The 26,155-nt window shown below is 40.5% G+C and carries 9 protein-coding genes and 1 pseudogene; all 10 read right to left on the bottom strand.

The annotated features are described in order from the left end of the window. Positions 1–100 precede the first annotated feature (100 nt). Positions 101–307 (bottom strand): annotated as a pseudogene (locus BDD30_RS00390) (hypothetical protein); the annotation flags it as partial. Positions 308–407: 100 nt separating this feature from the next. Beyond that, positions 408–1,619 (bottom strand): crotonyl-CoA carboxylase/reductase, encoded by a 1,212-nt coding sequence (gene ccrA / locus BDD30_RS00385; RefSeq protein ID WP_041381861.1) that lies wholly within the window; start codon positions 1,617–1,619, stop codon positions 408–410. Positions 1,620–1,847: 228 nt separating this feature from the next. Beyond that, positions 1,848–3,074 (bottom strand): MFS transporter, encoded by a 1,227-nt coding sequence (locus BDD30_RS00380; protein ID WP_015834350.1) that lies wholly within the window; start codon positions 3,072–3,074, stop codon positions 1,848–1,850. Then, positions 3,071–4,048, bottom strand: a complete 978-nt coding sequence (locus tag BDD30_RS00375; RefSeq protein ID WP_231849213.1) for a class I SAM-dependent methyltransferase — start codon at positions 4,046–4,048, stop codon at positions 3,071–3,073. Before BDD30_RS00375 ends, BDD30_RS00380 begins: the two co-directional genes overlap by 4 nt. A gap of 1 nt (position 4,049) precedes the next feature. Further along, positions 4,050–7,901 carry an AMP-binding protein gene (locus BDD30_RS00370; protein WP_015834352.1) on the bottom strand — a complete coding sequence of 1,284 codons (3,852 nt, stop codon included), beginning with the start codon at positions 7,899–7,901 and terminating at the stop codon, positions 4,050–4,052. A gap of 30 nt (positions 7,902–7,931) precedes the next feature. Continuing rightward, positions 7,932–12,194: a type I polyketide synthase gene (locus BDD30_RS00365; protein ID WP_041381863.1), complete on the bottom strand. Its 4,263-nt coding sequence runs from the start codon at positions 12,192–12,194 to the stop codon at positions 7,932–7,934. Then, positions 12,184–18,267: an AMP-binding protein gene (locus BDD30_RS00360; protein ID WP_158307063.1), complete on the bottom strand. Its 6,084-nt coding sequence runs from the start codon at positions 18,265–18,267 to the stop codon at positions 12,184–12,186. The genes BDD30_RS00365 and BDD30_RS00360 overlap by 11 nt, the downstream gene beginning before the upstream one ends. Before the next feature lie 87 nt (positions 18,268–18,354). Then, positions 18,355–18,948, bottom strand: a complete 594-nt coding sequence (locus BDD30_RS00355; RefSeq protein ID WP_197535155.1) for a GNAT family N-acetyltransferase — start codon at positions 18,946–18,948, stop codon at positions 18,355–18,357. Beyond that, positions 18,914–19,339: a PaaI family thioesterase gene (locus BDD30_RS00350; RefSeq protein ID WP_015834356.1), complete on the bottom strand. Its 426-nt coding sequence runs from the start codon at positions 19,337–19,339 to the stop codon at positions 18,914–18,916. The genes BDD30_RS00355 and BDD30_RS00350 overlap by 35 nt, the downstream gene beginning before the upstream one ends. Positions 19,340–20,262: 923 nt before the next feature. Then, positions 20,263–26,070 carry a non-ribosomal peptide synthetase gene (locus tag BDD30_RS00345; RefSeq protein ID WP_015834357.1) on the bottom strand — a complete coding sequence of 1,936 codons (5,808 nt, stop codon included), beginning with the start codon at positions 26,068–26,070 and terminating at the stop codon, positions 20,263–20,265. Between the last annotated feature and the right edge of the window lie 85 nt (positions 26,071–26,155).

The raw sequence follows: 26,155 nt of genomic DNA, 5'->3' as shown, positions 1-26,155 counted from the left end.
TGACAGTTACCGGTTATTTGTTTTCGTTCCATAAAAGCGCATGATTTATTGTTGCTAATCCCTGAGGGCAATTTAACATCGAGGCTTAGCTGGCTGGCTTCCCCATCACATCAGCAACATACTTTTGTGACAACTGCAACTCCTCACGCATCATTTGCAAACCAGTTTCCAGAATCATTTCGTCAGCCAGTTCCTTGATGCGCTCCTGGCTTTCTGGCGAACGGGCAGCAATTACTTCATCCAAAGTTCTTACTTTTTGGCCTCCATTGTAGGTAAATAGATGAAACGAAAACTCGTTGTCTGCAATATTGTGTTTTGTATAAGGATTCGACACTCATATCATTAACCGGTAACTCTCAACTTTTCAAGTTGAACTGCCAGAATCTAATCGCGACTAATACATCATCTTATATCTGACGCCCTAACCCTCTTGCTTTAGCATTCACCAAGATTGCCGCATTGCCAAAAATCTGCCCTTGGTACAACTCCTGATGTGCAACCGGGAGTTGCTCAAAATCAAAAATACGATTGAGCGTGGGAATAACTTTCTTCTGATTCACTAAATCAAGAAATTCTCTGCATTCTTTGATATTGGCGTAATGTGAACCTTGAATACGTTTTTGATGCATCCACAAATGTCTGACATCAAAATCACAGTTATAGCCCGATGTTCCCCCTACAGTCACGACCATGCCTGAATGATCGCAGATTTGGAGCGATGTCGGGAATGTGTCTTCCCCAGAGTGCTCAATGACCAGTTTGGGCAGTTCTTTTTTGCCCAAAACTTTAAAATAATCTCGCCTGAATCTGGCAAACTCGCGCCCCCATGTATCATGTTCAGACGTCTGTATTGGCGGTAATCTGCCAAAATGAGCATATTGTCCTCTTAATAGATATCCAACTGCCCCAAGCTCGCATATATATTTGCCTTTATCTTCAGAAGAAACCACCGCCACCGGTAATCCTCCTAAGGCTCGCGCCAGTTGGACGGATAACGACCCTAACCCGCCAGCTGCTCCCCAGATTAAAATCGGATCGCCCGGTTTAACAATGTTAGGTACCCAGTGTGTTAATTGTTTATAGGCCGTTGGCCCATTAAGCATTAAGGAAGCACTCTCTTCCCATGTGAGATGGGCCGGTTTCGGATAACACTGGTAATCCTCAACCAGTGTGTATTCAGCAAAGGAGCCGAAATTTTTCTCATAACCGTAAATTTCCTGACCTCGGTTAAACATAGGATCTTGAGATAATCGGGCATCCATACTGGTTGCATCATAGACCGAACAGGAGACAACAACGTGATCCCCAACTTTCACATTGTGCACACGTTTACCGACTGCATAGACAATGCCAGCTGCCTCAGATCCGCCAATATGGAAAGGCGCCGCTGTACGGTCTTTTTTACGTCTGGCTGCAATAACATCAACGGGTTTGCCAGTAGATGCCCATACATTATTGTAATTAAGTCCCGCAGCCATGACATACAATAGTACCTGAGTATCCCCCACATCAGGCACATCGACGACTTCATGTTTAATTGCTGCTATAGGTTCGCCATATCTTTCTGACCGGATAACAAAGGCATTCATGGTTGAAGGAATTACTGGTTGCAATTTCATTGGTATTACCGCGCATATTCTTTTATTAAACAAATATACCTTTCATCCTTCAAGTTGCCTCTTTGTTGGCTGCACTCACTCACCCCAGTCACAGAGTTATCTATGCTCCCGGGGATTCGCTCCCTGGCCGTCGCAATGCATCTTGAAATCCATTGGGTATACGATTCTTAAGGTCTTAAGGATTTAATCCATTAAGATAAATTCAGCATGCTTTTTATAATGACAAAATTAAGTAATATTTTGTTTTCCTGTTTTCCACGCAAGGAAGAGCTTATTTGCCCCCCATTTTGAAACAATAAAGCCGATTATCATAAATATCAGGAATGCAATGATTATTTGATATCGCGGCAATTGATCACCACCATAAAATATCATGGATAAAACACAGCCAGTAGTTTGGAAGAAACCAATACATTTCAACATAAATGAATTAACTGTAACCGCTTTCTCCCGGGTGAGTTCATTAATCAAATTAATACAACTCGGATTATATATACCAATACTTATCCCACCCATGAACATGGTGAATGTTATGGTGTATACACTCGGAAATAAAATAAATAGCGCAGATGCAAACACATAAATAAGCGGAAATAAAAACACAGCAGCACGTAAGGAGATAAAATGTGTCAATTTATCAAAATGATACCCTGCTATCAGACCAGGTAGCCTTATCAAGGATAAAAATAAAATACTGGTTGAAACAGACATAATTTGCATCTTATCGATAATTAATGGCTGAAAATAAGCATATAATGCATTTACTCCATGCAATAATGGCATACCAAATAATATCCATAAAATGGGAGATACTAACTTATCATCCACGCTCTTTTCATTAATCGCTGGGTTAGAGGTAGTCTCATTGTGTCTATAATCTTTACCAATAAAAAGCACTCCGCCGCCAAAAATCAAAAATGTGATAGCATCCAGAATTAAAGCATAGCGCCACTCTCCCGCAGCAATAATTTGGGAAGCAATAACCAGACCAACAACACCGGCCACAATGTCAAGTGCCGCTTTTTTACCTGAGATGCGTAAATAGGTACTGGCCTCACAGAAAAATTTATAAATGGAAACGTTGTATATAAGTCGCGTAATCCCCTCTTTTGCGATGGCATAAAAAAATACAAATAAAGATATGATGATTAACATAGCCGATTGGCTGGTAACCATGAAAATGATAATGCCAAATATAATCTCTATGATAGCAATGGCTATCAATATTAATGCATAGTCTCGCCTCTCTGTATGGCTACGTTTGCTCACCACTTTACCCAAAAAACTAGACAAAAATATAGCAACCGAAGGAATTAGCCACGCTAACAAGGCAAAACTAATATTTCCAGTCTCTTTGCCTAACCCTAAAGGCAGGCAAATAACCAATAATGTGTCACCCAATGTCGACAAAAAAGCAATAGCTAAGAAAAATGTCGCGCGCGCAGAGGTTGTCATGCTTCGCCCCTGACCCAATCATTAACCAGTGATAACGCTTGCGCCGATTTAAAACCGATTGAGGAAATTCCATTGGGTTTCCACAAAAGTTCTATCACTCGGATCTGTTGTGAATAACTCATTGAATAGAATACCGTCTTGAGTTCATCAGAAAGATTCAGATCCGTGAACTGGAGGAATAAATTGTCATTCACTCTGCTTAATTGGTCTGCCAGAAGTTTACTCTGTTTCTCACGATTTAGCCCACAGCATCTGACACGCTGAAATCCAGCAAGCCTGAAAAAATCTGCAATTTCGTGATAATGGTATGCATTCACTATTGGGTTAAGAAAAGCATCGACATCAACAGCAATTTGATCAACGCTTTCATCACTGTGACTTGCTGTATCACTGCCATATTGATTTCGGCTCAATTGATTGCAGAGTTGATTCATCAGATCAACATTTAAAAAGTATTTATCTTTCGAAATACTGCGCGCAAAAATCTGGAGGATTTCTCGTTCTTTTAACCTGTTATATTCACCAATTGCATGATAAAGCCAAATTAAAGCCACGCCATTTTCGTTCAGGGAATGATAAGCGGCCTGAAATCCATTGAATGGATTTTCCATATGATGAAAAACCCCGGTAGATATAGCAATATCATATTGCCCTTTTTCACTAAAGCCTTCTATTGTGCTATTGACCAATTTCACATTTTGCACGTTATGATGTGCGATAAGTTTTTTAGCCACATCCAGAGAATTTTCCGTCATGTCAACACCGACAAATTGTGTCTCAGGGTAAAAACTCGCAAGGCCAATTAATCTATGTCCAGTACCGCAGCCAAAATCTACAACTTTCTTGCCGTTTAATAAGTCATCATTGAAAATTAACCCAAAAATTCCCGCTAAATCATAAATCAGGTTATCTCCAATTGAAGCGCTTGGATAAGGATATTGTGTATACATAGATTTAACATCTGATATGCTCATTTTATATTCCCTTAAAAACGTTATTGACCAAGGCAGGCAGATCAATACTTTGCATTATTGAATAATGATCGCCATCAACCTGAAGAGCCCGAACGGTGTTTTCTGATAAATGTTCCCAATGAACCTGATTAACCGATAAATGGGATAATGTTTTTGTCGCCCAGACTATATTGATGTCACACGGAATTTTTGAGGTTCTGTCAAAATCATGGGTGCGTAAAATGTCACGATGCCATAAAACAGTTTTTATCATTTCAGACAATGACTCGGAGGTTATTTCTACCCCATATTGATGTTTTAGTTTATTACAAAGCATTGGCAGGTCGTTTTGCCATGCATTCAGATCTTTCTCTGAAGAAAATTGCCCTTTAGTTAACCCATTCAATACTGAGGTGATTGCGTTATTTACTTCGTTTGCCATATTAAAATGCCCGGAATAAGCGCAATCAATCAACGTGACGGTTTTAACATCATGGTTATGACATGGTTTTCTAGCAATGAGTCTTCTGGCAACTTCAAAGGCGACCACGCCACCATAGGACCAGCCGATAAGATGTATTTTCCTGTTACCACAATGTTCGATTAATTCCTTGGCATATAACTGGCAAAGATCGTCAAAGCTGACATTGCTGTTTAAACGCAGCTCTGCTGGACTTTCAATCCCATAAACCGGAATTCCTACATCAAAGTGATTAACTAAGGTGTAATAACAATTCAGTTCACCGCCTACAGGGTGAAACAGGACGATACGTGCGTCATCATTTTCCGACGGCTTTAACTGATTTAAAATAGTTCTTTTAGCCGCTGTTTTCTCTATAGCACGTTCAATATGTTGATTAATATGCCGGATAGTCGGGTTTTCCATGATTTGCCCAATTGTCACTCGTACCTTATATGCAGCATTAATGGCTTTAAGCACTTTAAAAAGGAACAATGAATTGGCACCAAAATTGAAAATACTCTGGGTTGGATCACTGATGATAATATTAGTCTTTGCTGCCAGAAGTTCTATTAAAGCGCTTTCAGCGGCAGAAGCCTGACTCATATTCACGGTATTATCACCAGAAACAGCGGCGTAATTAACCAGCGCTTTAACATCTATTTTACCCGATGTGTTGAGTGGAAATTCCCTGACCCGATAATAGTTTGTCGGCAACATATAAACAGGAAGATGACGCCCCAATTCATCAGCAATACTGCTTTTTATATCATCATCAGAGATCAATTCAGATGATATATAGTACACACTGATGCATCCTTCATCTTTGTGAAATACACTATAGGCATCTTGAACACCATGAATATGTCTGACTCGAATATTGATTTCTTCTAATTCAACCCGGACCCCATTGATCTTAATCTGAGAATCTTTTCTCCCGATGATATAGACACGGTTATCAGACGCAATGTATCCCAAATCGCCCGTCATATAGCCTTTATTCTTGCCAGTTGGGGTATTTAGTTCAATAAATCGTTTTGATGTTAGCGCCTGATCATGGACATATCCCTCACCGACCGATGGCCCAAATAAGGCAATTTCCCCTATTTCACCGGTATTCAATAAATCATGAGTATCAGAATAAATACCTACGCCTGTATGACAGATTGGATAACCAATCGCGTCATTAGGTGTATTTTCATCAATAATTTCAAAAACCGTATCTACCGCGCACTCACAGGGACCGTATACGTTGATAAATTGTACCTGGGAACATTTTTTTATTTTGTGCAATAAATCCGCATTTATTTTTTCTCCACCAACTAACATCCATTGCAAAGAAGGCACTTTTTCGAATAAACCTTCTTCGAAGAAAAGTTGTAATTGTGATGGCGTACAATCCATTCCTTCTATTTTATGCTGATTCAGCGTTGCGGCCATCTGTTCAAGATTAAGTCTCTCTTCCTGATTAAGGATATAGACGCTTTTACCTAAACAAACTTGCAATATTTGCTGATAAGAAGCATCGAATGAGAATTCTGCATTCAAAGCAAAACGCTGTATAGGCATCGAGATAGATGATAAAAACTGGCCCAAATTCGCTATGGCATGTTGACCAATAAGCACACCTTTGGGTTTACCGGTTGTTCCTGAGCTGAAAATAACGTAGCCAGCCGAATGTAATTGTTCCTCGGAAAACACATAGGACGATTTATGTTGCCCGATGTTTTCTATCCTATATCCATAGCAATAATCTGGTGCAGTGTCTAAGCTGATAAGCTTGTCCAGTTTCAATGTATCAAAGAAATGTCGCCCTCTTTCAGCGGGCAAACCCGGCGGAATTAAGACACCAACCCGACCAGCCAGCCAACATCCCAATAAAGCGATAATTGTCTCTGGTGTTCTCGGGGCATATATACCGACATACTGACCAACAGCATAATGCTGGCAAATATAATTTGCACATTGATTTACCAGACCGCTCATCTGTGCAAAAGAGATATGCGCTTTATTTAAAAAAGCCGGCACTTGCTTTTGGCATAATGCCTGTATCGCGTTATAAATAGAAAAATCGTTAGTTGTACGACTTCCCTGGAGAAAAGCCATATCGGATTCTTTCTGATTTCTCGCCGTTATACCGCAGACATGCAGGAGGTGGTGGTTAAACGCTTTTACTAATTTGATTAAAGTCGGATATGTCACCACGGAAGAATCATATTCAATGCTAATTTTGGCCTGTTGGTTATCCGTGACGAAAACAAATACGGACAAGTCATTTTTAGCATTGCGCGAAAAAATCCTTGATCCCAATTCGTTTTCACGTAAAAGGGAGGCGGAATTTGACGTTAAACGTTGCAGTTCAAGTACCACTTGATACGGCCTTTCAATATCACGCCCAGTCACATGGTTAACGACATCGTGTATCGACAGGGCTGGCAATGAAAACGCCTGTAAATTCTTTTCATCTAATCTTTTAAGTTGATCGATAACGTTTTGAGTAGGATCAAGGACCGACACCAGTTTAATTGTCCGGGCAAAATACCCAATTAATGATTGAGTGCCCGGTCTTGCTCTATTCTGATCGGTACAGCCAAGAAAAAAACTATTCTGACCCGTTATCTCTGCTACCGCTTTCGCCAGTGCATAATGGAAGACCGTGAATAATTGAATGTTTTTCGATTTGGTAAAATCGATGACGTCCTGAAAACTGGTTAATGGAAAATCAAAAATTTTCGCCTGACTGCCTATCTCCCAGGAAGTTGCACCCCAAGTCAACTCCTGGCTTTCAAAGTTATGATAGTAATCTCGCCATTGATCAAATGATTCATTATCCGCTTCCTTAGGAAGATGATAGAGATAATCGAAGAAATCTATTTTTTGATTTTTCTCTCCTTGCCTTGACGCAATGCGTTGCTTAACCAGCGAAATTGAAAAACCATCCATAATAATATGATTGAAGAAACAACAAATATGTAATTTCTTATTATATCTTGACAAATAAAAACGCGCCGGGAATTCGTTTTTTAAATAAAACGGCTTTGCGTATTCTGTCTTCAAAAAATCCAGGAATACATCTTCAGAGTCAAATCTATTAGACTCTACTTTAAACTCCTGTTCAGAAAATGGAATGAGATGGACCTGACCATGATGCTCATAAAAGATACTGCGGAATGTGCGGTTTTCATAAACCAATTCTAATAGCGTGTTTTTAATATCTGATTCTGATATCTCAGATTCATCAATTTCCCAAACGATACCCAAGTTATAGGCATTATTGTCCTTATTGAGCAGGCTATCATGCCATAATCCCATCTGATTGCTTGACAGCATAGGATAGGAATTCAGAACCTCGTTAAGCTTATTCTCATCCAATAGGTTTAGTTGAGAAATTACTCTTTCTATCGCATTATTCATGCAAATTTTTCCTTAACACAATGCCGCCAATTAATTGCCTAATATATTTGACATTAGTGCATCTATCATAGGTGGAGATATCCGTTCGATAGTCTCTTCTTTATAAACGGCATTTTTCATCCGCTCTTGAACCAATAAGGTAAATGAACCTAGCGTAGGATTTTTTGCCAGATCAATCAGTACAACTTCGATTTTCCAGAATTGCCTTAATGCTGAAAATAGCTGGAAAGCCATCAATGAGTGTCCACCTAAATTAAAGAAGTGACTTTCAGCGGTTAAATCTTCTTCACCAAGTAATTTTTCCCACTGTTTTTTCACAAAGATCGTGATATCGCCGGTTTCATCAATAGATTCTTCCTGAGCTAAGCGCGTAAATTGTTCGCCAGCAAGATGTACCCATTGCTTAATTCGGGTCGGAAAACGTTCATTAGAAAGAATAAGCGTTCTGGAAATATCTTTATTAAGTAGCCCAATCATCAACTGGGTTAAAGCTTCCTCATTGATAAAATTTGCCGGAGGATTCGGATCAGGAGTAAAGCGAAACGCATCAAAGTTAATTGAGATTCTGCGTGTATTCCCGGTTTTCTGCTGCGCCCAACTGTCTAAAATGCCGTTAGCAATACTGTAGGAGAACATACCTATTCCCCCTAACCGACTGGCATTCGAGCTAAAAATAATATTGACCTTGGGTTTTAAGCTTTCTTCAAGCTTATTTATCTCATTAAGTACATGTGCTTTTGACATTAGCTGCTGATGTACGTCGTCTTCTGTGACATCAATAAGTTGTTTTCTAATCGAAGCCGAATAAGAATCAGCGGTCATCAGCATAAAGGCGTCAATATTTTTAACCCCTTCTTCATGCAGATGAGAAATAACCTGCTGACGCGCGTTTTCTTGTGTAAGGTCACAGCAAATATAATCAACACGATGGCGCTGAGAATATATTTCAGAGATGATTTTCTCATCAATATGGTATTCATGCCCTTTGTTTGACAGGAATTCATGCAGGCTGTGATTGAGTGGTTTCCGTCCGACCAAAATAAAATGATATGAGGTCGATAACATCAGGTGATACAGTAAATTTAAACCAATCTTGCCGGCTCCGCCGAACATGATAATTGTCTTTTCATCACCAGCTTGTTCTTCGTCTGAATAGAAATCGTCCTTTTCCAGCATAGAATAAGCAGGTATATAGATGCGGCTATCAGAGATGAAATAAGCATCATTCAACACATTTTTCTTATTAACAAAAGCGCAATAATGTTTTGTTTCGAAGCTATCTGAAACAAGTAATGTCGTTTTGAGCGTAGGTAATTCTTGATTCACACAGACACAAAAATTACGCGGTGCTAATAAGGAGGACAAATCTGGCAATCTTTGCGCTCGTATTGTCAGAAAAATCCTTGACCGCTTATTCTGATTGGCAATTAGATTTATTTTTTCTTTCAGCCAATAGACATCACTGGCTTCACACCAATCAAAACCAGTAATATCAACAAATAGTGCCGGAATTTCATGGTCAGTAACCCAATATGCTTGTAAATCCTCCTCACATGAGAATTTTCTTATCAATTGATTTACCGAAAGGATATTAGGAAGCTGAGTGATTGCTGTATCTTCAATCTCAGCATCAAAAACTAATCCCTCATGATATAAATCTGGGGAGCCATTAGTTTGGTTGTTCCCTTGATTGGTTTTACCTGGCTCCATTTTGCATACAGTACTTTTAAATTGATAAGGAGGCAGAGGCAAATGGCGGACGGATATTTTTGGTGTTGGCAGACCGGCAAAAATCGGCGTTAAACCCAAATGATAAAATATCCCGATTGCTCCCAATAAAGCATCGTGAGTTTGTTGAATACTATTGCCAACCAGAGAAAATATATTGATAGGTTTTTCACTGTTTACTTGTCTTGCTAATCCTTCACCGACACCAACTTGAACAAAGGTATTGGCACCATTTTCTATGGCTATTTCCATCCCACCGGCAAATCTGACCGGCTGTCTAAGATGTTGTACCCAATAATCCTTATCAAGACAGGTTCCCTTTTGAAGCAGGCTTCCATTTAAATTACTGATCATCGGAACCTGCAACGGCATAAATGAAAACTCTGCTAAAAAGGCATCAAAGTTTTCCATATATGGCTCTAGTAATTGAGAATGCGCGGCAGCAACCACGTTGATCTTTTTAAAACCAATCCGATTTTTGCGTAAAAAAGCCGTTGTTTCAGAATAAATACTTGGCTCGACCAGAATCGTATGATTTGCATCAGAGTTGTAAGAGATAATTTCAATATCACGATATTTATCAAAATCTTGTAGAGCTTCTGCTTTACAGAAAACATTGAGCAAAAATTTCTTGGGGGCCAACTCAACAATCCGCGCCCTCTCCATGATAATTTTTACCGCCATCTCAACCGTCATAGCGCCCGCGGCAACCGCACAGTTATATTCACCTAAACTGTGCCCGATCAGCATGTCTGGACGAATGCCCAATTGGCGGAGAACCAGCAGTAGCGCATGATTTAAGAAAAATGTCGTCAGCAGGTTTTCCGTTAATGTTTCCCCAAAACCGTCATGGTCAGAGGCGCCATCCTTATCAATCAGGTAAGACAAAATTTTACTTTTATCCCCGATTAAATCTAAATGATCGCCAATTTCATCGATGATATAGGGAAATTCTTGTGCAACTGCCGATAAAGCGCCTTTGAAAAAACTGCCCCCGCCAGGGAGTACAAAGATCAACTTATTCAGGGAAGTTGTGCAAGTGGCAGCGGGAAGGTTCTGCTTGAGATTACCGGCTTGCCAGTCCAACCATATTCCCGTTTTGATTGGAAATCCTCTATTTTGCTCAGCCATACATGATGAAATCGTGGCGGCATTATCCATTACGCAAGCGATATGCGACGCTGCGGCTTGCTGATTGAGCGAAACCACCTCTTTATCATTAACGGATAAAGGGAAATAGTAACGACCAGAATTCTCAATACGGCATGTCGCCGGTTCCGTTGAGGAAAGGATGGCAACCACATTTGTACCGCCAATCCCAACCGCATTAACGCCCGCGGACAAAATGCCGGTAGCAGACAATACTATTACCTGCTTATTAATAAGGAACGGACTGCCCTCAAATTTGAGCTGCGGATTAGGGGCCTTAAAAGTTGGATGAGGCGGGACTTTACGGTGCCAGAGAATCAGGCAAGTCTTGATAAACCCCGAGATCCCAGCCGCTGAATCAAGATGACCGATATTCGCTTTTACACTTCCTAAATAACAAAAGTGTGATTTAGGCGTGATCGCAGCAATCGCCTGACTCATGGCTTCAAATTCAATAGGATCGCCCAGTGGCGTTGCGGTGCCATGGGCTTCGACATAGCTTAAATCTGCGATATCAATGTCCGAAAACTCAAGGGCATCCTGAAAAAGGGTGCGTTGCCCTACAACACTGGGCGCAGTAAAACCGACTTTTCGATTGCCGTCATTATTCGCCATAACGCAATCAATCACAGCATAAATTCGGTTGCCGTCTTTCTCTGCATCTTCAAGCCGCTTCAAGATGACAGCGGCAGCCCCATTACCTGAAACGGTACCACTACTGTGATGGTCAAATGGGCGACATGCGCCATCATGTGAATACACTCCTTGTTCGTGATACACATAGCCAACTTCCTGAGGCAACCTGATTGCAACACCACCGGCTACGGCAACATCACAATCACCAAACAACAGCCCTCGGTATGCTTCATGCAAAGCGGACATGGAAGATGAACAGGCTGTTTGTACATTAAGACTTGGTCCATGCAAATCCAGCAAAGATGACACCCTGCAAGCAACAAGGTCTCGCAGATTATTGCTGAAAAGCATTAAAGATTGCTGCCAATCTGACAGATCCATGTCTTTAGAAACTTGTTCGGCATAGGTTGAAGGGCTGCAACTTGCATAAACCCCAACATTGCGGTTTTGCATGGTGTTTGGCGAATAACCGGCATCTTCTAAGGCATTCCAACATACTTGCAAGAATTTCCTTTGCTGAGGATCAAGTAAACAAGCTTCTTGCTTAGACATTTTGAAAAAGCGGTAGTCGAATTCAAACTCACGATCAAGGATGCCTTTCCGAGTAATGTAATTCTCACCATAACGCGCTTTATTTGTTTTCGATTCTGTAGTCAGAAGCTCATCAGGTATCTCGCGGATACCTGTATTACCCTCAATGAGCATTTCCCAGTATTCTTTTATGGAACTCGCACCGGGAAATATCCCTGACATGCCAACAACAGCTATTTTATGACTCAAGGACACTGCCCCTTTTCTTTCTTTTATTCAGTATGGTGTTAGCCTGATTGATACCGCGACTTTTCGCCCGGCTTGCAACAAAAATCTCAGCGCTATGTTGTTTACCTAACAAGAAATCCTCTTGTTGATAAATAGTGGTATATGTCAATAGATCTACAGGTCTAAGTTCTCTATTTAATGCTTCAGACAAGCGCTGTGAGAGCTGTAATAGTTTTCTGGAACTGCCACCTGCCTCAAAGAAATTAATGTTTCCATCAATGCCTGTATATCCTAATAATTCTTCCCATAGATCTCTGACTAGCGAAACATGCTTACGAGCTTCTTTGATCGCAGAATGATTTTGTGGCGTTGAAAGCACAGAACTAAAGTCGATCTTGCCACTATCAGTAAAAATGACTTCTGTATCGAATATCACTTTTTGAGGTATCATTGCACCCGGCAAATAACGTTTTAATTCACTGACTATATGATTTTTCTCAATGCTACTTTCTGCGGAAATGACCGATATTAAGCATGGCTCATTATTATTGAGATAATAGACTTGTGCTGAATGTATACCATTAATTAGCATGATTGCCGATTCAATATCGCCAAGATCAACTCGATTGCCATCTATTTTATATTGCCGATCCTCGCGCCCGACGTAATGTATAACACCTTCTTTTATATAACAGGAATCGCCACTCCGATACCAGGTTCTATGGCAATCTCCCAATGTCATCTGATGCAATTTATCTGATGCTGAGGCGAAATAACCTGAAAATAACTGTACACCCGAAATAACCAATTCACCCACCACATTGGCAGATAACACTTGATTCATGGAACCTATAATCGCAAGACATGTATTCCAAATTGGCAAACCAATCGGCACAACGCCATATTTATCTTTTTCAGGAAATACTTCATGTACACAACACCCAACCGTGGCTTCTGTCGGTCCATACTCATTATAAACTGGGGTATTACTTTCAATGCAATTAAGCATTTCATAGTATAATTGCTCGCCACCAACCACCACACAGCCCGCTTTAATTCGATTACCGTCACTGCTATTACTGTCAAGTAGGTGGCTCATCATGGTTAAATGAGTCGGTGTCAGTTTTATCATGTCATAATATGTTCTGCTTTCAACCAAATTTTTTATTATTGAAAGGCCGTTATCACCCGCAATAATCTGTATTTTTCCACCTGAAATAAGTGGCAAGAAAATGCTGGTTAATGTCAGGTCGTAACTTAGTGACGTGAATAGTGGCACTGTACTCGAAGCAGTAATTCTATATTTATTTTTCGCCCATGCCAGATAATTAATCAATGACTTGTGGCTAATAGGTACACCTTTAGGTATCCCGGTAGAACCAGAAGTAAAAATCATATATAGAATGTCTTCTGGTAAAGATTCCTTAAAACTCCAAGTATCCCGATTGTTTAAATTGATGGCGTCTCTAATTGTCTTTCTATTCAGGATTAATACATTTCCACCTATTACAGATTGTATGCCAGATACTCTGTCCAAGGGAGATGAACCATCGACAGGAATAAAAATATTACCCGATAATATTACGCCTATTATTGCTGCTATCGCATAAAACGACCTGTCCATATGGACCATAACTGGCTGGTTAACAAGGTCTTTTTTTATAATGAACTCAGCAATTTGTGCTGAAGCGGCATAAAGCTGCTGGTAGGTGTAATGATGTTCACCATCAATAACAGCAATGCGCAATGTATGCTCTTCTAATGAATGCTGTAAAGATTTGCCAATATTATTTGGCAAACCCAGCATATCCTCCGGCACATTATTGCCAACCAGAACTTTTCCTTCAACATGTAATAGCAGATATCTCAGCTGAACGTTTGCAGATTCAGCAATAACAGACAAAATTCTGTTATATTTTTCCAAAAGAATTTGCAATAAATCAGCCTGAATGGTATTGGACGCTGCATTTATTTTTAGTCTGCCGTCCTGCGTTAGCATCACTGAGAAAGTTAATTCAAATTTTGTATCTATACTATCAAGGTTCAAGCGCTCAATATGATCGAAATTTTTTGTCGATTCTTGTTCATAAATGAACATATGGTTTGATTTGAGCTTACCATCCTTTCTCACTAAATTACATGCATCAACAATCTGCTTGAAATCAACGTCCGAGTTTTCTATGGATTTTAAGAAACCAATATTGAAGAGTTTAAGATAATCTAATACCTGTAACTCAGGCGAAACCTGTCCCAATACCGGTAAAGTATCCACTGCCATACCAAACCGACAGAAGTCTATTTTAGTTTTTCTCTTGGATATGGGTATGTAGTGCAATATTTCATTTTTATTGAAATGGTGACACATCATGAGATTATATATGGACAGCAATCCAGTATAGTGAGATATCTCCACTTTTTTGAAGAATTCACCGATCAATCCTGACAGCGATTTCTCAATATAAGTCTCCGCTGTCGCAACCCCGCCACTTTTTATTACATGGGACTGTTCAATTAAATGAAAATCTAATCCTTTATCTTTTAATGTATTTACCCAATATTGTATTTGGTTATCGGTTAAGTTTTTATTTCCAACAAAACACTCTGGCAGAATATCAATCCCATCCAAATTCCCTGCAAGTGCAGTATTAATCGCACTTAATAAAAGTTCATTCGACCAAGCATCCGTTATAATATGGTGAATGACAATCAGTAGATAATCATCATCCTTAAAGAAAATATAAGGGAGTTGTTTGCTTAGATTAATATTAACACGACATAGCCTGGTTATTTCGTTTAAATCATCTTTAAAACGAGTTTCTTGTATTGAAATTTTTATTTCCGGCATAATGATAGCAGAAACACTTTCACCATCATCATAAAACCGTGTCCGAAATACTTCAAATTTACCGGCAATATCGTTTAGGCAGGTTTCAATATCATTTTGGCTTTTTTCACTTTTTAAGCGCACTAAAATTGGTACATGGTAAGAGGTATCTGTTTCGTCAAGCTGGTTGATATTCCACATCGTCTGTTGCAGTGAACTTAATGTATAGCCTCTCTCCCCAAGTTGATTTTCTTCTACCTCTTTTGATTGAATGGAATTTCCTAATTGAATATCGTTAAAAAAAACAATCCTTGGCTGTTTAAGAAAGTCTGATACTTTCAGGCTCAGCCCAAATTGCTCATTAATTTCAGCAATCAGCCTTACCGCAGAGATAGAACTAGCCCCTGATGCATAAATAGAATCTTCCAGCGACTTAGCAAGCCCAATGTGTTTCTCCCATATATTTAGAATCCGTTTATCGATCTGTGACAGAGAGAACTGGTGTTCTTTTATTTGTGTAAAAGCATTGCGAGCAAACTGTTTTAATGCCTCTTCATCAATTTTTCCATTCAGTGTTGCCGGCCAGCGTTCAAGTTTTACGAACTCAGTGGGGATCATATAGTCTGTCAAGGTATCTCTTAGGAGCACCGACAGTTGCTGCCAACGGTCAAACGTTAAACTTGTACAAAAAAGTGTGATACGTCCAGCGATAAATCTCACCCGAAATTCTGTGGGATTGATGTGCATGGCGACAGCATACTCAATCTCATTTAATTCAACTCGATGCCCTAAGATTTTTATTTGCTTATCTTTTCGGCATTCAAAAACCAAATCACCCTCGTTGTTGTAGTAAGCAAGATCCCCCGTATAGTATGTCTGCCCCGTCAATGGACTTTGCTCAAAGCCCGCCGTGTTTTCGTGGGACCCCTGATATCCTCTGGAAACACTGGGGCCAGAAATAGTCAACTCACCAATGATTCCATCCGGCAGCAATCTTTTATTATGATCGATTATCAAAACCTGATTAAGGCCCAAAGGTTTGCCAATAGGGACATTGGGTAATTTGACATCACCTGATTTGGGGTGATGGAGCACCGCTCCTACGGTTGTTTCTGATGGTCCATAATGGTTAAGTACTTTGATACCGCTTTGCTGAACAGCATCAAGTTGCTGGCCCGAAAGTTTCTCTCCTCCCAGAATGAGACATTTTAAGGGGAACGTTGATGCGATTCCCTCTCCCTGTGACAGGCCCCACATATGGGATGGCGTGATTTTTAGAACATCAATATGGTTATCCCGGATGAATTGCGAGAATAACAAAGGATCGAGACTGATGTGATAAGGCACGATACTCAAGCTTCTCCCCATGTAGAGGGAAGCAAAGATAGAGGTATAACCCAGATCGGCTGACAGTGTAGATGCGACGGCAAAAGCGAGAGGCGATTCGGCCTCTGTCAATGCAAGTCGCTCCAATTCAATTACAATGCTCTTGCCATAATGCATGACATTGCTATGCGATATAGAGATACCTTTTGGCGTTCCCGTGGTACCGGAAGTAAACACCATATAGGCTTCATCGCTGGCTGAGATAACTTCATTACTGATGAGAAGTTGTTCTTCACCGTTATGATGCAACACCTCGTCTATAAGGTAGCTTTTCTCATGCAGCTCGTGACTGTCAGTTAGAGTAAGCAACAGGGCCGCTTTCGCTTCAGCAAAAACACCGGTCTTTCGGCTTAAAATTGCCTGCTCGTCTAAGCAAACAAAGCTTCCCCTGACTTTCCAGATACCTAATACAAGGCAGATGAACCGGTAATCTCTTGGTGCCTCAAAAACGACCCTATCTCCAGGTTTAACGCCTAAATGTAGTAATGACGAGGCAACTCGATTGGAAATAGCATCAACCTCACGCCAGGTTAATACCTGCTCATGGTCGACGTAAAACGGCCTATTCCCGTAGGCTGTCACATGTTGTCTAAATCGCCCCAGCAATGTACCGTCTGGCTGAAATGATCCTGTCGTTAACGGCTCAAACTTTCTATAAAGTTCTCGATTTGTGATATCCAAATGGTTGTTCGTATGAACGGCTTTCTTCGCCACGTCAATAATCATTTGGCATACAACAGCCACGTAGTCACGGTTAAAAATAGTGGTGTCGTATGTTATACAGACAGAAAAACATTCATGTTCTTTTGAAAACAGTACATTCAGTGGAAATTTAGATCCACCAGCAGACATCACTTCCCATGCTAGTGTGGTTAATTTATTTTTCGACTTCTCAGCAAAACTGGTAAAAATGTGAAATGGATTTTCTCCTCCCCAGCCTTTTTCCAACATACCTTTGCGCAATGCCTGGAATGGATAATGTCCATACTCAAGGATATCGATTGTCCTCTCTAATACTATTTCCATAACATCAGAGAATTTTGTCGCCTGTGACAGATCAAGCGGAAGGAATGTCGTATTAGCAAAACATCCTATACCTTGATCCTGTTCTTGACGGGCATTAGTCACCGTTCCTAAAAGGACTTTATCTGAATGTTGCAGTGATGAGATCACAATCGCAAGGCAACTGTTAAGGAAAATTGCCGGTGTGGCCCCTTCTTCCTTGCAGAATTGGACTATGTTATCTGACAGTTCTTGAGTGAATATTAAATCGTAGCGCCAGTCTGACGAAGGTGAATATTTAGATTCAGGTGCTTTGAATCTGATGGCTTCATATGAATGTATTGACTGATACCAAAAGTCAAAGAGTGAGGGGTCAATTTCACTATTAGGCAACGAATTTAATTTAATGACAGGTGACTTGTCGTACCCTTGAAAAATAAGGTCGAGATCCTTCATCAATTCTTCAAGCCCTTGCTGGTCAATGAGAATATGATGAAAAAGTAGCGCCAGTTCGATGTTCGCGTTTTCCAGATAAAATAGCCCTACCCGAAATAAAAGATCACCATCGACCTTAATAGGTTGTTGGAGATATTCCAGCAACGCCCGTTTTCTTTCTGCTGCCTGATTAAATTTATATTGTTCTATCGTCACACTTTCGGCAGTAGAAAATGTCATTCCTTGATCAAACGACAATTTAGAAAAAATATTTGGATGCTGTGCTATCCACTGATTCAGTGCGCTTAATACTTTGCTTATGTCACACACACATTGTATCGATACCTTAACCGGAATTAAGTACTTGGTGTGGGTCTCATCTAATTGAGAGGCCAAATGAAAGTTTTGTTGATAGATATTAACTGGATAACAAGTTGCATCGTACATAAGCATTCACATAGTTTGTTTAAGAATGAGTTGTGCCACCCTCAATAAAGAGGGTTTTATTTTCTTGATTTTATTTTTTTATGCTAATTAACACTGATACATACATTTACTATATATCGCAGTATCATCTATTTCTCCGGATGGCAGCCTTCGCTCGCATTTTAGAATGCCTTCTAGTTGATAATGATTTCTTTCCGCAACCTTCCGACTTGCCATATTACTGGCGGCCATACGAATTTCGATTCTTTTGGCTTTAAGATTTTCGAATGCATATTTTTCTAAGAGTTTTACACCGTCACTAACATAGCCAAAACCTACCGCATCACGACATAGCCAATATCCCATTTCGAAGAATGGGATTTCTTTATCACGGACGATAAGTCCCAGAGCACCAAGAAACCGATTATCATCTAACCGAATGATGGAAAACCGCAATTCATTTTCACATTTATTAAAATTTTCCACCGCTTCCTTCATATTTTCGATAAAACTTTCTTCATTCGTTATGGCTTTCACCCAAGGCATATAACGAGAAAGGTACTCTCTATTTTCTTTAATTGCACAATACATGGTGTCTGCAAGGCCGATTGTAGGCTCAACCAGCATAATTCTTTCATTTTTCAGCATAATCAGCTCTTCCTTTTCATCATCCTTTAGCAACGATACCACTTGCAGCCGCACATAAACCGCCCCTCTCGCTATAGAGATGTGCTGACGCGAAAATCATTGTCCGAGTTTTTCTGTCTATACGTGCTTTCACATGACTAAACTGGCCGCGAATGATCTGCATCATTTTGATATCGAGAGCGACGACACCGGATGGCGTGCAACCGAATCCAATAAACCCAGAAATACCAACAGCTGATTCCAACGCTGCTGTCACGATTGCACCATTAATCCCTACAGCTGTGTTTTTCCCGAAAGAACCCGCATGGCATGGATTACCATGTTGTATCCGCAGATCAACAAAATCCACGCCCCATTCAACAATCGTGAATCCAAGTGTTTTAAATAATGGAGAGTGATTAAATGCTTCAATACTTCCATCTGTCACATGTTCTAACTCGTTCAAACTTGCACCACTATTAACACTGGAAAGTTTCCATCAAATATAGTTTCATAAAGTAATAATTTAATTACTTTATGAAACTAAACAGTTAGCAATAATTAGCTTAATACTGAAATTGTGATGCAAGATAAATTTTTGCTTAATTTTTTTCTGCTGTTTCCTTCTGTTTTTGTGATGTTTGTCACACTAAGAATTAATATTAATAATAAATTTCCCATAAGTTAACGTATGGATGAAATATGCTGTTCATTATGGTGCATGGCCAATATAATTTTTTCGATCTTAAAAAGATTTTATATATCACATGGGAATAAATGGATGATCTTTATTTAAACAGTCGTCATTTTTTTATGCATATTTTATCAGCATTGAACGCTCCCAAATTTGATGGTGACGATTCAATCAAGTATCTTATAAATAGAACGTGTAAGTTAAATAAGTAAAAATTAAATTTAAATTATTTGAATTAAATACTCCGATAAAATAGAGCGCCAATTAATGCGAAAATATGATGGTATTTGGTTTTTTATTTTCTTGATTTAATCCTGATCACTTTTGCTTAAATTAAGAAAAAATTGGGTTTTATGCTGGCAGTTAATTCTGTTTGGAGGTTTCTGTTTTTTACGTGGGGCGCTCCTACCACCACAAACTGCCTTTATATTCTTATGCTATCGCTGATATATTCAGTTGTCAATTTATCAGAGCTAAGGGGGTATTTATGCAGAAACATGTTATTGACTGATTAGAATAACGAATAACTTTAAAACCTAAATTCTTGTTTATTTATTTCATCACTGTTACTGATAACTTGATTTAAAGTGCTTTGAATAAGCCTCCGTCAGTTCTATCAGAATGAGCAGAGGCTTATTAGATAATTTCGAGGAAAATAAACCTGCTCTTTATTCATTTCCCTTTAATTTAATGACTTACACCGTTGTTACCTCCGGTGTCTTTTCCAGCGAATTTAACAGCATAGCGATGGTTTTATGTCTGAAGACATCCCTAATCCTGACTTTCACTTGCCCCGGAATTTGAGCATTCATCTTTGTAACCAATCGGACAACGGATAAAGAGTTACCACCGATGTGAAAGAAATTATCATTGATACCTACCTGCTCTACACCCAACACTTCTTGCCAGATCTGACACAGTTCACGCTCTATCTCTCTCCCGGGTGCTTGGTAGTCACTGTTTCTCACCTCTCCGGGCGCGGGTAATCCTTTACGGTCCAATTTACCATTTATCGTCAACGGCAATTTTTCCAGCGTAATAAACACACTCGGAACCATGTACTCCGGCAAAACCTTCAATAACGCATCACGCAGAGCCGATTCTGATAGCTCTTTTCCCTGTGTCGGTATGACATACGCAATTAAATGGCTATTCGCTCCATTTCCATGGGCAATGACCACTGCTTGCTGTACGTCGTCTATGCCCATCAGCGTATTCTCTATTTCTCCCGGTTCTATTCGGAATCCGCGAATTTTTACCTGAAAATCATTCCTTCCCAGATATTCCAGCTCACCGTCACCTCGCCAGCGAACCAAATCGCCTGTTTTATAGAGTCGTGTATACCCTTTCTCTTTGTCATATTCATCAGCAAAAGGATTCGTTACAAATCGTTGGGCGCTCAGTTGATCACAATTCAGATATCCACGGGCAACACCTGCGCCTGAGATGTAAAGCTCCCCTAAGGCACCTATTGGTAGGCACTTCATCTGTGGAGAAAGAACATATAATTTCGTATTGGCAATGGGTTTACCTATGCCACCGTCATAGCGGCATTGAGGATAATTTATAAAATTAAGGGACGTCACGGTTGTTTCCGTCGGGCCATATTCATTATTCAATTTTTCACCAAAGAGTGATTTCAGTTGGGCATGGCACCGATCACCACCACTGATTATACGACGGAGAGTTATCAGTTCATGCAAGCTACCAAGGGATAACAGATAATCAGGCGTTGCGTGAATATGAGTTACCTGATATTTGAAAGCAAAATGCCTTATTTTTTCAACATCTTTCAGGTCTGCATCAGAGGCCATGATAAAACATCCACCTGATAATACCGGTAAGAATATCTGTTCAATGGATGCATCAAAGACATAAGGCGCTAATCCAAGGACTTTTTCATCATCACCAAAACACATTGTCTGACGTTGGGAATGCAGTAAATTAACTACCCCATTTTGTTCTACCATGACGCCTTTAGGTTGCCCGGTGGTTCCTGAGGTATAGATCACATAGGCGAGATTTTTCGGGCTACTTATCGGAGGCAAATTGGTCTGTTCTATATCCTGCGTCGATGTTGGATCATCGACTGACAGGTAAGTGATTTCATTCCTACTCTCTCCTGCCCTTATCTTTTCCAGTAGATCAAATTGGGTCAGAACGATGTGGGCTTTTGTATCACGCAGCATAAAGCTTACCCGTTCTGATGGATATTCCGGCGATACCGGCACATAAGCGCCACCAGCTTTTAATACGGCCAAGATAGAAACAATCATCTCTGCGCTACGTTCCAGATACAGAGGGATTAATGTATCTGGTTCTAATTCCCTATGCGTGAGCGCGCGATAGCGTGTACGTATTGTGCGGGCAAGTGCGTTCGCTTTGGCGTTCAGTTCAGCGTAACTTAGTTTCTTGTCTGCAAAAATCACCGCGGTATTCGTCGGGGTTTTTGCTACTTGCTCCTCAAATAGCTGGGATAATGTTTTTTCATCTGGGAAAGAAGCTGTTGTGTCATTCCAGCGGTTCAGACGTTGCTTATCCTCCTCCGGTAACCACGGCAGCTCTCCAACAGGTTGATATTTGTTACCGACAAAGGCCACCAGCATTTGCTGATACACGGCTATCAGCTGAGTCATGGTGACATCATCAAATACCGCCTCTGCCCAACAAAATTGACCACTCAGTTGCTCGTGACTGTCGTCAATAATCAAACTGATATCAAATTTTGCTGCCAGCGCTAGGGATTGATTCTGCGGCAATGTTACAGGGCTGAAAGGCATATTTTCAGCACGATTCTGACCAAAACTTTGTACAGCAAACATCACCTGAAATACTGGATGTCTTGATAAGTCATTTTCAATGTTTAATTCGCTGACCAATCGGTCAAATGGCAAATCCTGATGAGATTTGGCTGCAATAATACGCGTATGAAGGGAAGCAATCAGCTCACGGACTGAAACCGAGAAATCTTCATTGATCCTTATCGGTAAGGAATTGACGAAAAAGCCAATCAATGGCTGGGTCTGAGTATAATGCCTGCCATCTGATGGAATACCGATAACGATATCATGGTGCCCTGACATGACCGCCAGTGAGACATAAAGCGCTCCCAACATAACAGTATTCAAGGTAGTTGCTTCATTTTTTGCCAGTTCTCGCAGTGAGTTTGACACCATCCCATTCAGCGAAAAATGGTGTTCTTTCCCGGTATCATCGAACTGAGCTGGACGTGGTTTATCCGTCGGGAAAGCAAGATTTTCATAACCTGACAGCAGCTCTTTCCAATAAGCGAGATGAAGTTGTAGCTCCTCATCGACCAAAGATTCACGTTGCCAGTAGGCAAAATCGACATACTGAATAGGGAGTTGCGGCAATTCAGGGGCTGATGAGTTTGAATAAGATGTATATACCTGAGCAAGTTCTGATAGAAAAATATCTGTCGACCAGCCATCAAAAGCAATATGGTGCCACACCATCAGCAGATATTGCTCATCAGCAACAATATAATGATGGTATCTGACTGGATGTTCATTAGACAGGTCAAACAGTTGCGAGGCATCTTTTTTCACGCTCTTCAACCATTCATTATCATCATGAATAACCACAGAACTCATGGATAACGGTATATCTATAATGGTTTGATAATCATGGCCTTGATCATCTGTTCGATAAACTGTTTTGAGTATCTGGTGCCTCTCTTGCAGATAAGACAACGAGTTTGTTAAAACACTCAGTTTCACATCGCCCTTTAATTTTACTAATAAAGGAATATGGTAGGCGCATGTTCCCCCTAACGCTCGTCCAATGAATAGCATCCTTGCTTGGGCAAACGATAGAATTTGGGGCTGAGGTGAAGGTGGAATATTCAGAGTTTCAATCGGCACCTCATGCAAAATTGACGATAAGGTTTTAATATCCTGAATATTAAAGAGTTGTGACAACGGTATTTTTTTCTTATACCGATTCTGAATAAAAGCAGATAATTTAACCGTGGTAATAGAATTCCCCCCTAAACGGAAAAAGTTATCTGTAATGCCTATTTGCCTGACTCCCAGTACCTCCTCCCAAAGCTGACACAGCTCCCGTTCCAATTCTGTGCTTGGTGCCTCGTAGACACTATTTCTTACCTCTTCTGGTGCTGGCAGCCCTTTACGATCCAGTTTACCGTTTATCGTCAACGGTAACTGTTGCATCATAATAAATACACTCGGAACCATATACTCCGGTAAAACCTTCAATAACGCATTACGCAGATTCGTCTCTGATAACTCTTTTCCCTGTGTCGCTACAACATACGCAACTAAATAGCTCTTTGCTTCCTTTCCATGAGCGATAACGGCCACTTGTTGTACGTCATCTATGCTCATCAGCGCATTTTCTATTTCTCCCGGTTCTATTCGGAAACCACGAATTTTTACCTGAAAATCATTCCGTCCCAGATATTCCAATTCACCGTCACTTCTCCAGCGAACCAGATCGCCTGTTTTATAGAGCCGTGTATACCCTTTTCCCTTGTCATGTTCATCAGCAAAGGGGTTTGCTACAAATCGTTGAGCGCTCAACTCCTCGCGATTCAGGTATCCACGAGCCAATCCAATACCACCAAGATAAAGTTCTCCCGGAGCACCCAATGGCACCAGATTCATGCTCTCGTTAAGGACATATAATTTTATGTTGTTGATTGGCTTACCAATCGGTATCACTTTCAGCGAGGCAGAACTACAGTCATAAGCCGTGACATCAACAGATGCTTCTGTCGGTCCATACAGATTATGTAATTCAGTCTGTTGTGCGGAAACGTCTTTAAACTGAGTCACTGTGGCTTCCGTCAACGCCTCTCCACTGGCAAAGACACATTTCACACATGAAGGAATACGTTGATTTGTTTCGCTCAAATGCTGATTGAAAGCGCCAAGCATGGAGGGAACAAAATGGAGGTGGGTAATATTCTCCCTGGCAATAAGTGTATGCAAGGCTTGGGGATCTTTATGAATTTCAGGTGAAGCAACAACAATGCATGCGCCAGTCCAGTTAGCCCATAACAGTTCCCATACCGATACGTCAAAAACATAAGGTGTTTTTTGCAGAACCCGATCCGATTCACCGAGCGGGTAAGCTTGTTGCATCCAAAAAATACGGTTTACGACCCCTATATGTTCTAACATTGCCCCTTTAGGCTGTCCGGTGGTCCCAGAGGTATATATCACATAGGCAAGATCTTTCGGGCCACTTATCAGAGGTAAATTGGTCTGTTCTATATCCTGCGTCAATGTTGGATCATCGACTGACAGATAAGCGATTTCGTTTCCTCCCTCTCTTGCCCCTATCTCTTCCAGCTTATCAAGCAACCAAGATTGCGTTAGAACTACACGAGCCTTTGTATCACTGAGCATAAACCTGACTCGTTCTGACGGATATTCCGGCGATACCGGCACATAAGCGCCCCCTGCCTTTAATACCGCCAGAATAGAAATAATCATTTCTGCACTGCGTTCCAGATACAGGGGGATTAATGTATCTGGTGTCAATTCCTTATTTGTGAGCGCGCGATAACGGGCGCGTATTGTCCGGGCAAGTGCATTCGCTTTGGCGTTCAGTTCCGCGTAGCTGAGTTTCTCGTCTGCAAAAATCACTGCGGTATTCGTCGGGGTTTTTGCCACTTGCTCCTCAAACAGCTGGGATAACGTTTTTTCATCAGGGAAAGAGGTAGCAGTATCGTTCCAGTGGTTCAGACGTTGCATGTCCTTTTCCGGTAACAGCGGGAGTTTTCCAACAGGTTGATGCTTATTGTCGACAAAGGATTCCAATACTTGCTTATACACCGCCACCAGCTGATCCATAGTCTCAGCATCAAATACCGCTGCTGCCCAATAAAATTGACCGTTTAGTTGTTTATGGCTGTCATCAATGGTGAGGGATAAATCAAGCTTTTCTTGTTCACTTTTTAATAAATCAAAGCCTTTTACGGCAAATTTCACTTGAAATATTGAATTGCGCGATGGCCCTTCTGCTGATGCCAGAAATGCATTCAATTGGTCAAATGAACATGAGCGATATCTTTGTACGTTCGTTATTAGTTTATCGATATGATGAATAAGTGAAAGAACGGCAATATCGGGTTGAACATTCACTCTTAACGGAACAGGGTCCAACGCGCTATTGTGACCGTTATCCCCATCATTCAAATCGTTGCCTATAACAATATCATGCTGCCCTGATGATGCTGAAAGTGCGACATAAAATGCGCTCAAGAGTACGGTATTGAGTGACTTGCCTTCACATGTAGCCAGGTTACGTAATCGCAAAGAAAGTTTTTCATCAATATCAAAAGATGATGTTAAAACCCGATTTTCACCAAAATCACGAACCAACCTGTCAACAGGGATGGAAAAATTATCTCGACCGGAAAGTAACGCAGCCCAAAATCTTAAATCATCCACATTGCATTCGCTTGATAGGATATCCTGGTCGCTGCCTTCACGAGCCGATTTGTTAACTTCCATTATTTCATCCTTAGACAATAACTTAGATAAATCAAACTTTGAATTATGACAAACATGAAAAGCTAGAATAATCTAGCTTTTTGAA

Source organism: Photorhabdus asymbiotica (assembly GCF_003634575.1).
Classification (GTDB): domain Bacteria; phylum Pseudomonadota; class Gammaproteobacteria; order Enterobacterales; family Enterobacteriaceae; genus Photorhabdus; species Photorhabdus asymbiotica.
The sequence above is the reverse complement of the archived record's forward strand: the minus strand, read 5'-3'. Positions and strand labels throughout refer to the sequence as shown.

Coding starts and splice junctions, on each gene's coding strand:
- ccrA (WP_041381861.1), bottom strand. CDS start 1,619: ATGAAATTGCAACCAGTAATTCCTTCAACCATGAATGCCTTTGTTATC.
- BDD30_RS00380 (WP_015834350.1), bottom strand. CDS start 3,074: ATGACAACCTCTGCGCGCGCGACATTTTTCTTAGCTATTGCTTTTTTG.
- BDD30_RS00375 (WP_231849213.1), bottom strand. CDS start 4,048: ATGAGCATATCAGATGTTAAATCTATGTATACACAATATCCTTATCCA.
- BDD30_RS00370 (WP_015834352.1), bottom strand. CDS start 7,901: ATGAATAATGCGATAGAAAGAGTAATTTCTCAACTAAACCTATTGGAT.
- BDD30_RS00360 (WP_158307063.1), bottom strand. CDS start 18,267: ATGTACGATGCAACTTGTTATCCAGTTAATATCTATCAACAAAACTTT.
- BDD30_RS00345 (WP_015834357.1), bottom strand. CDS start 26,070: ATGGAAGTTAACAAATCGGCTCGTGAAGGCAGCGACCAGGATATCCTA.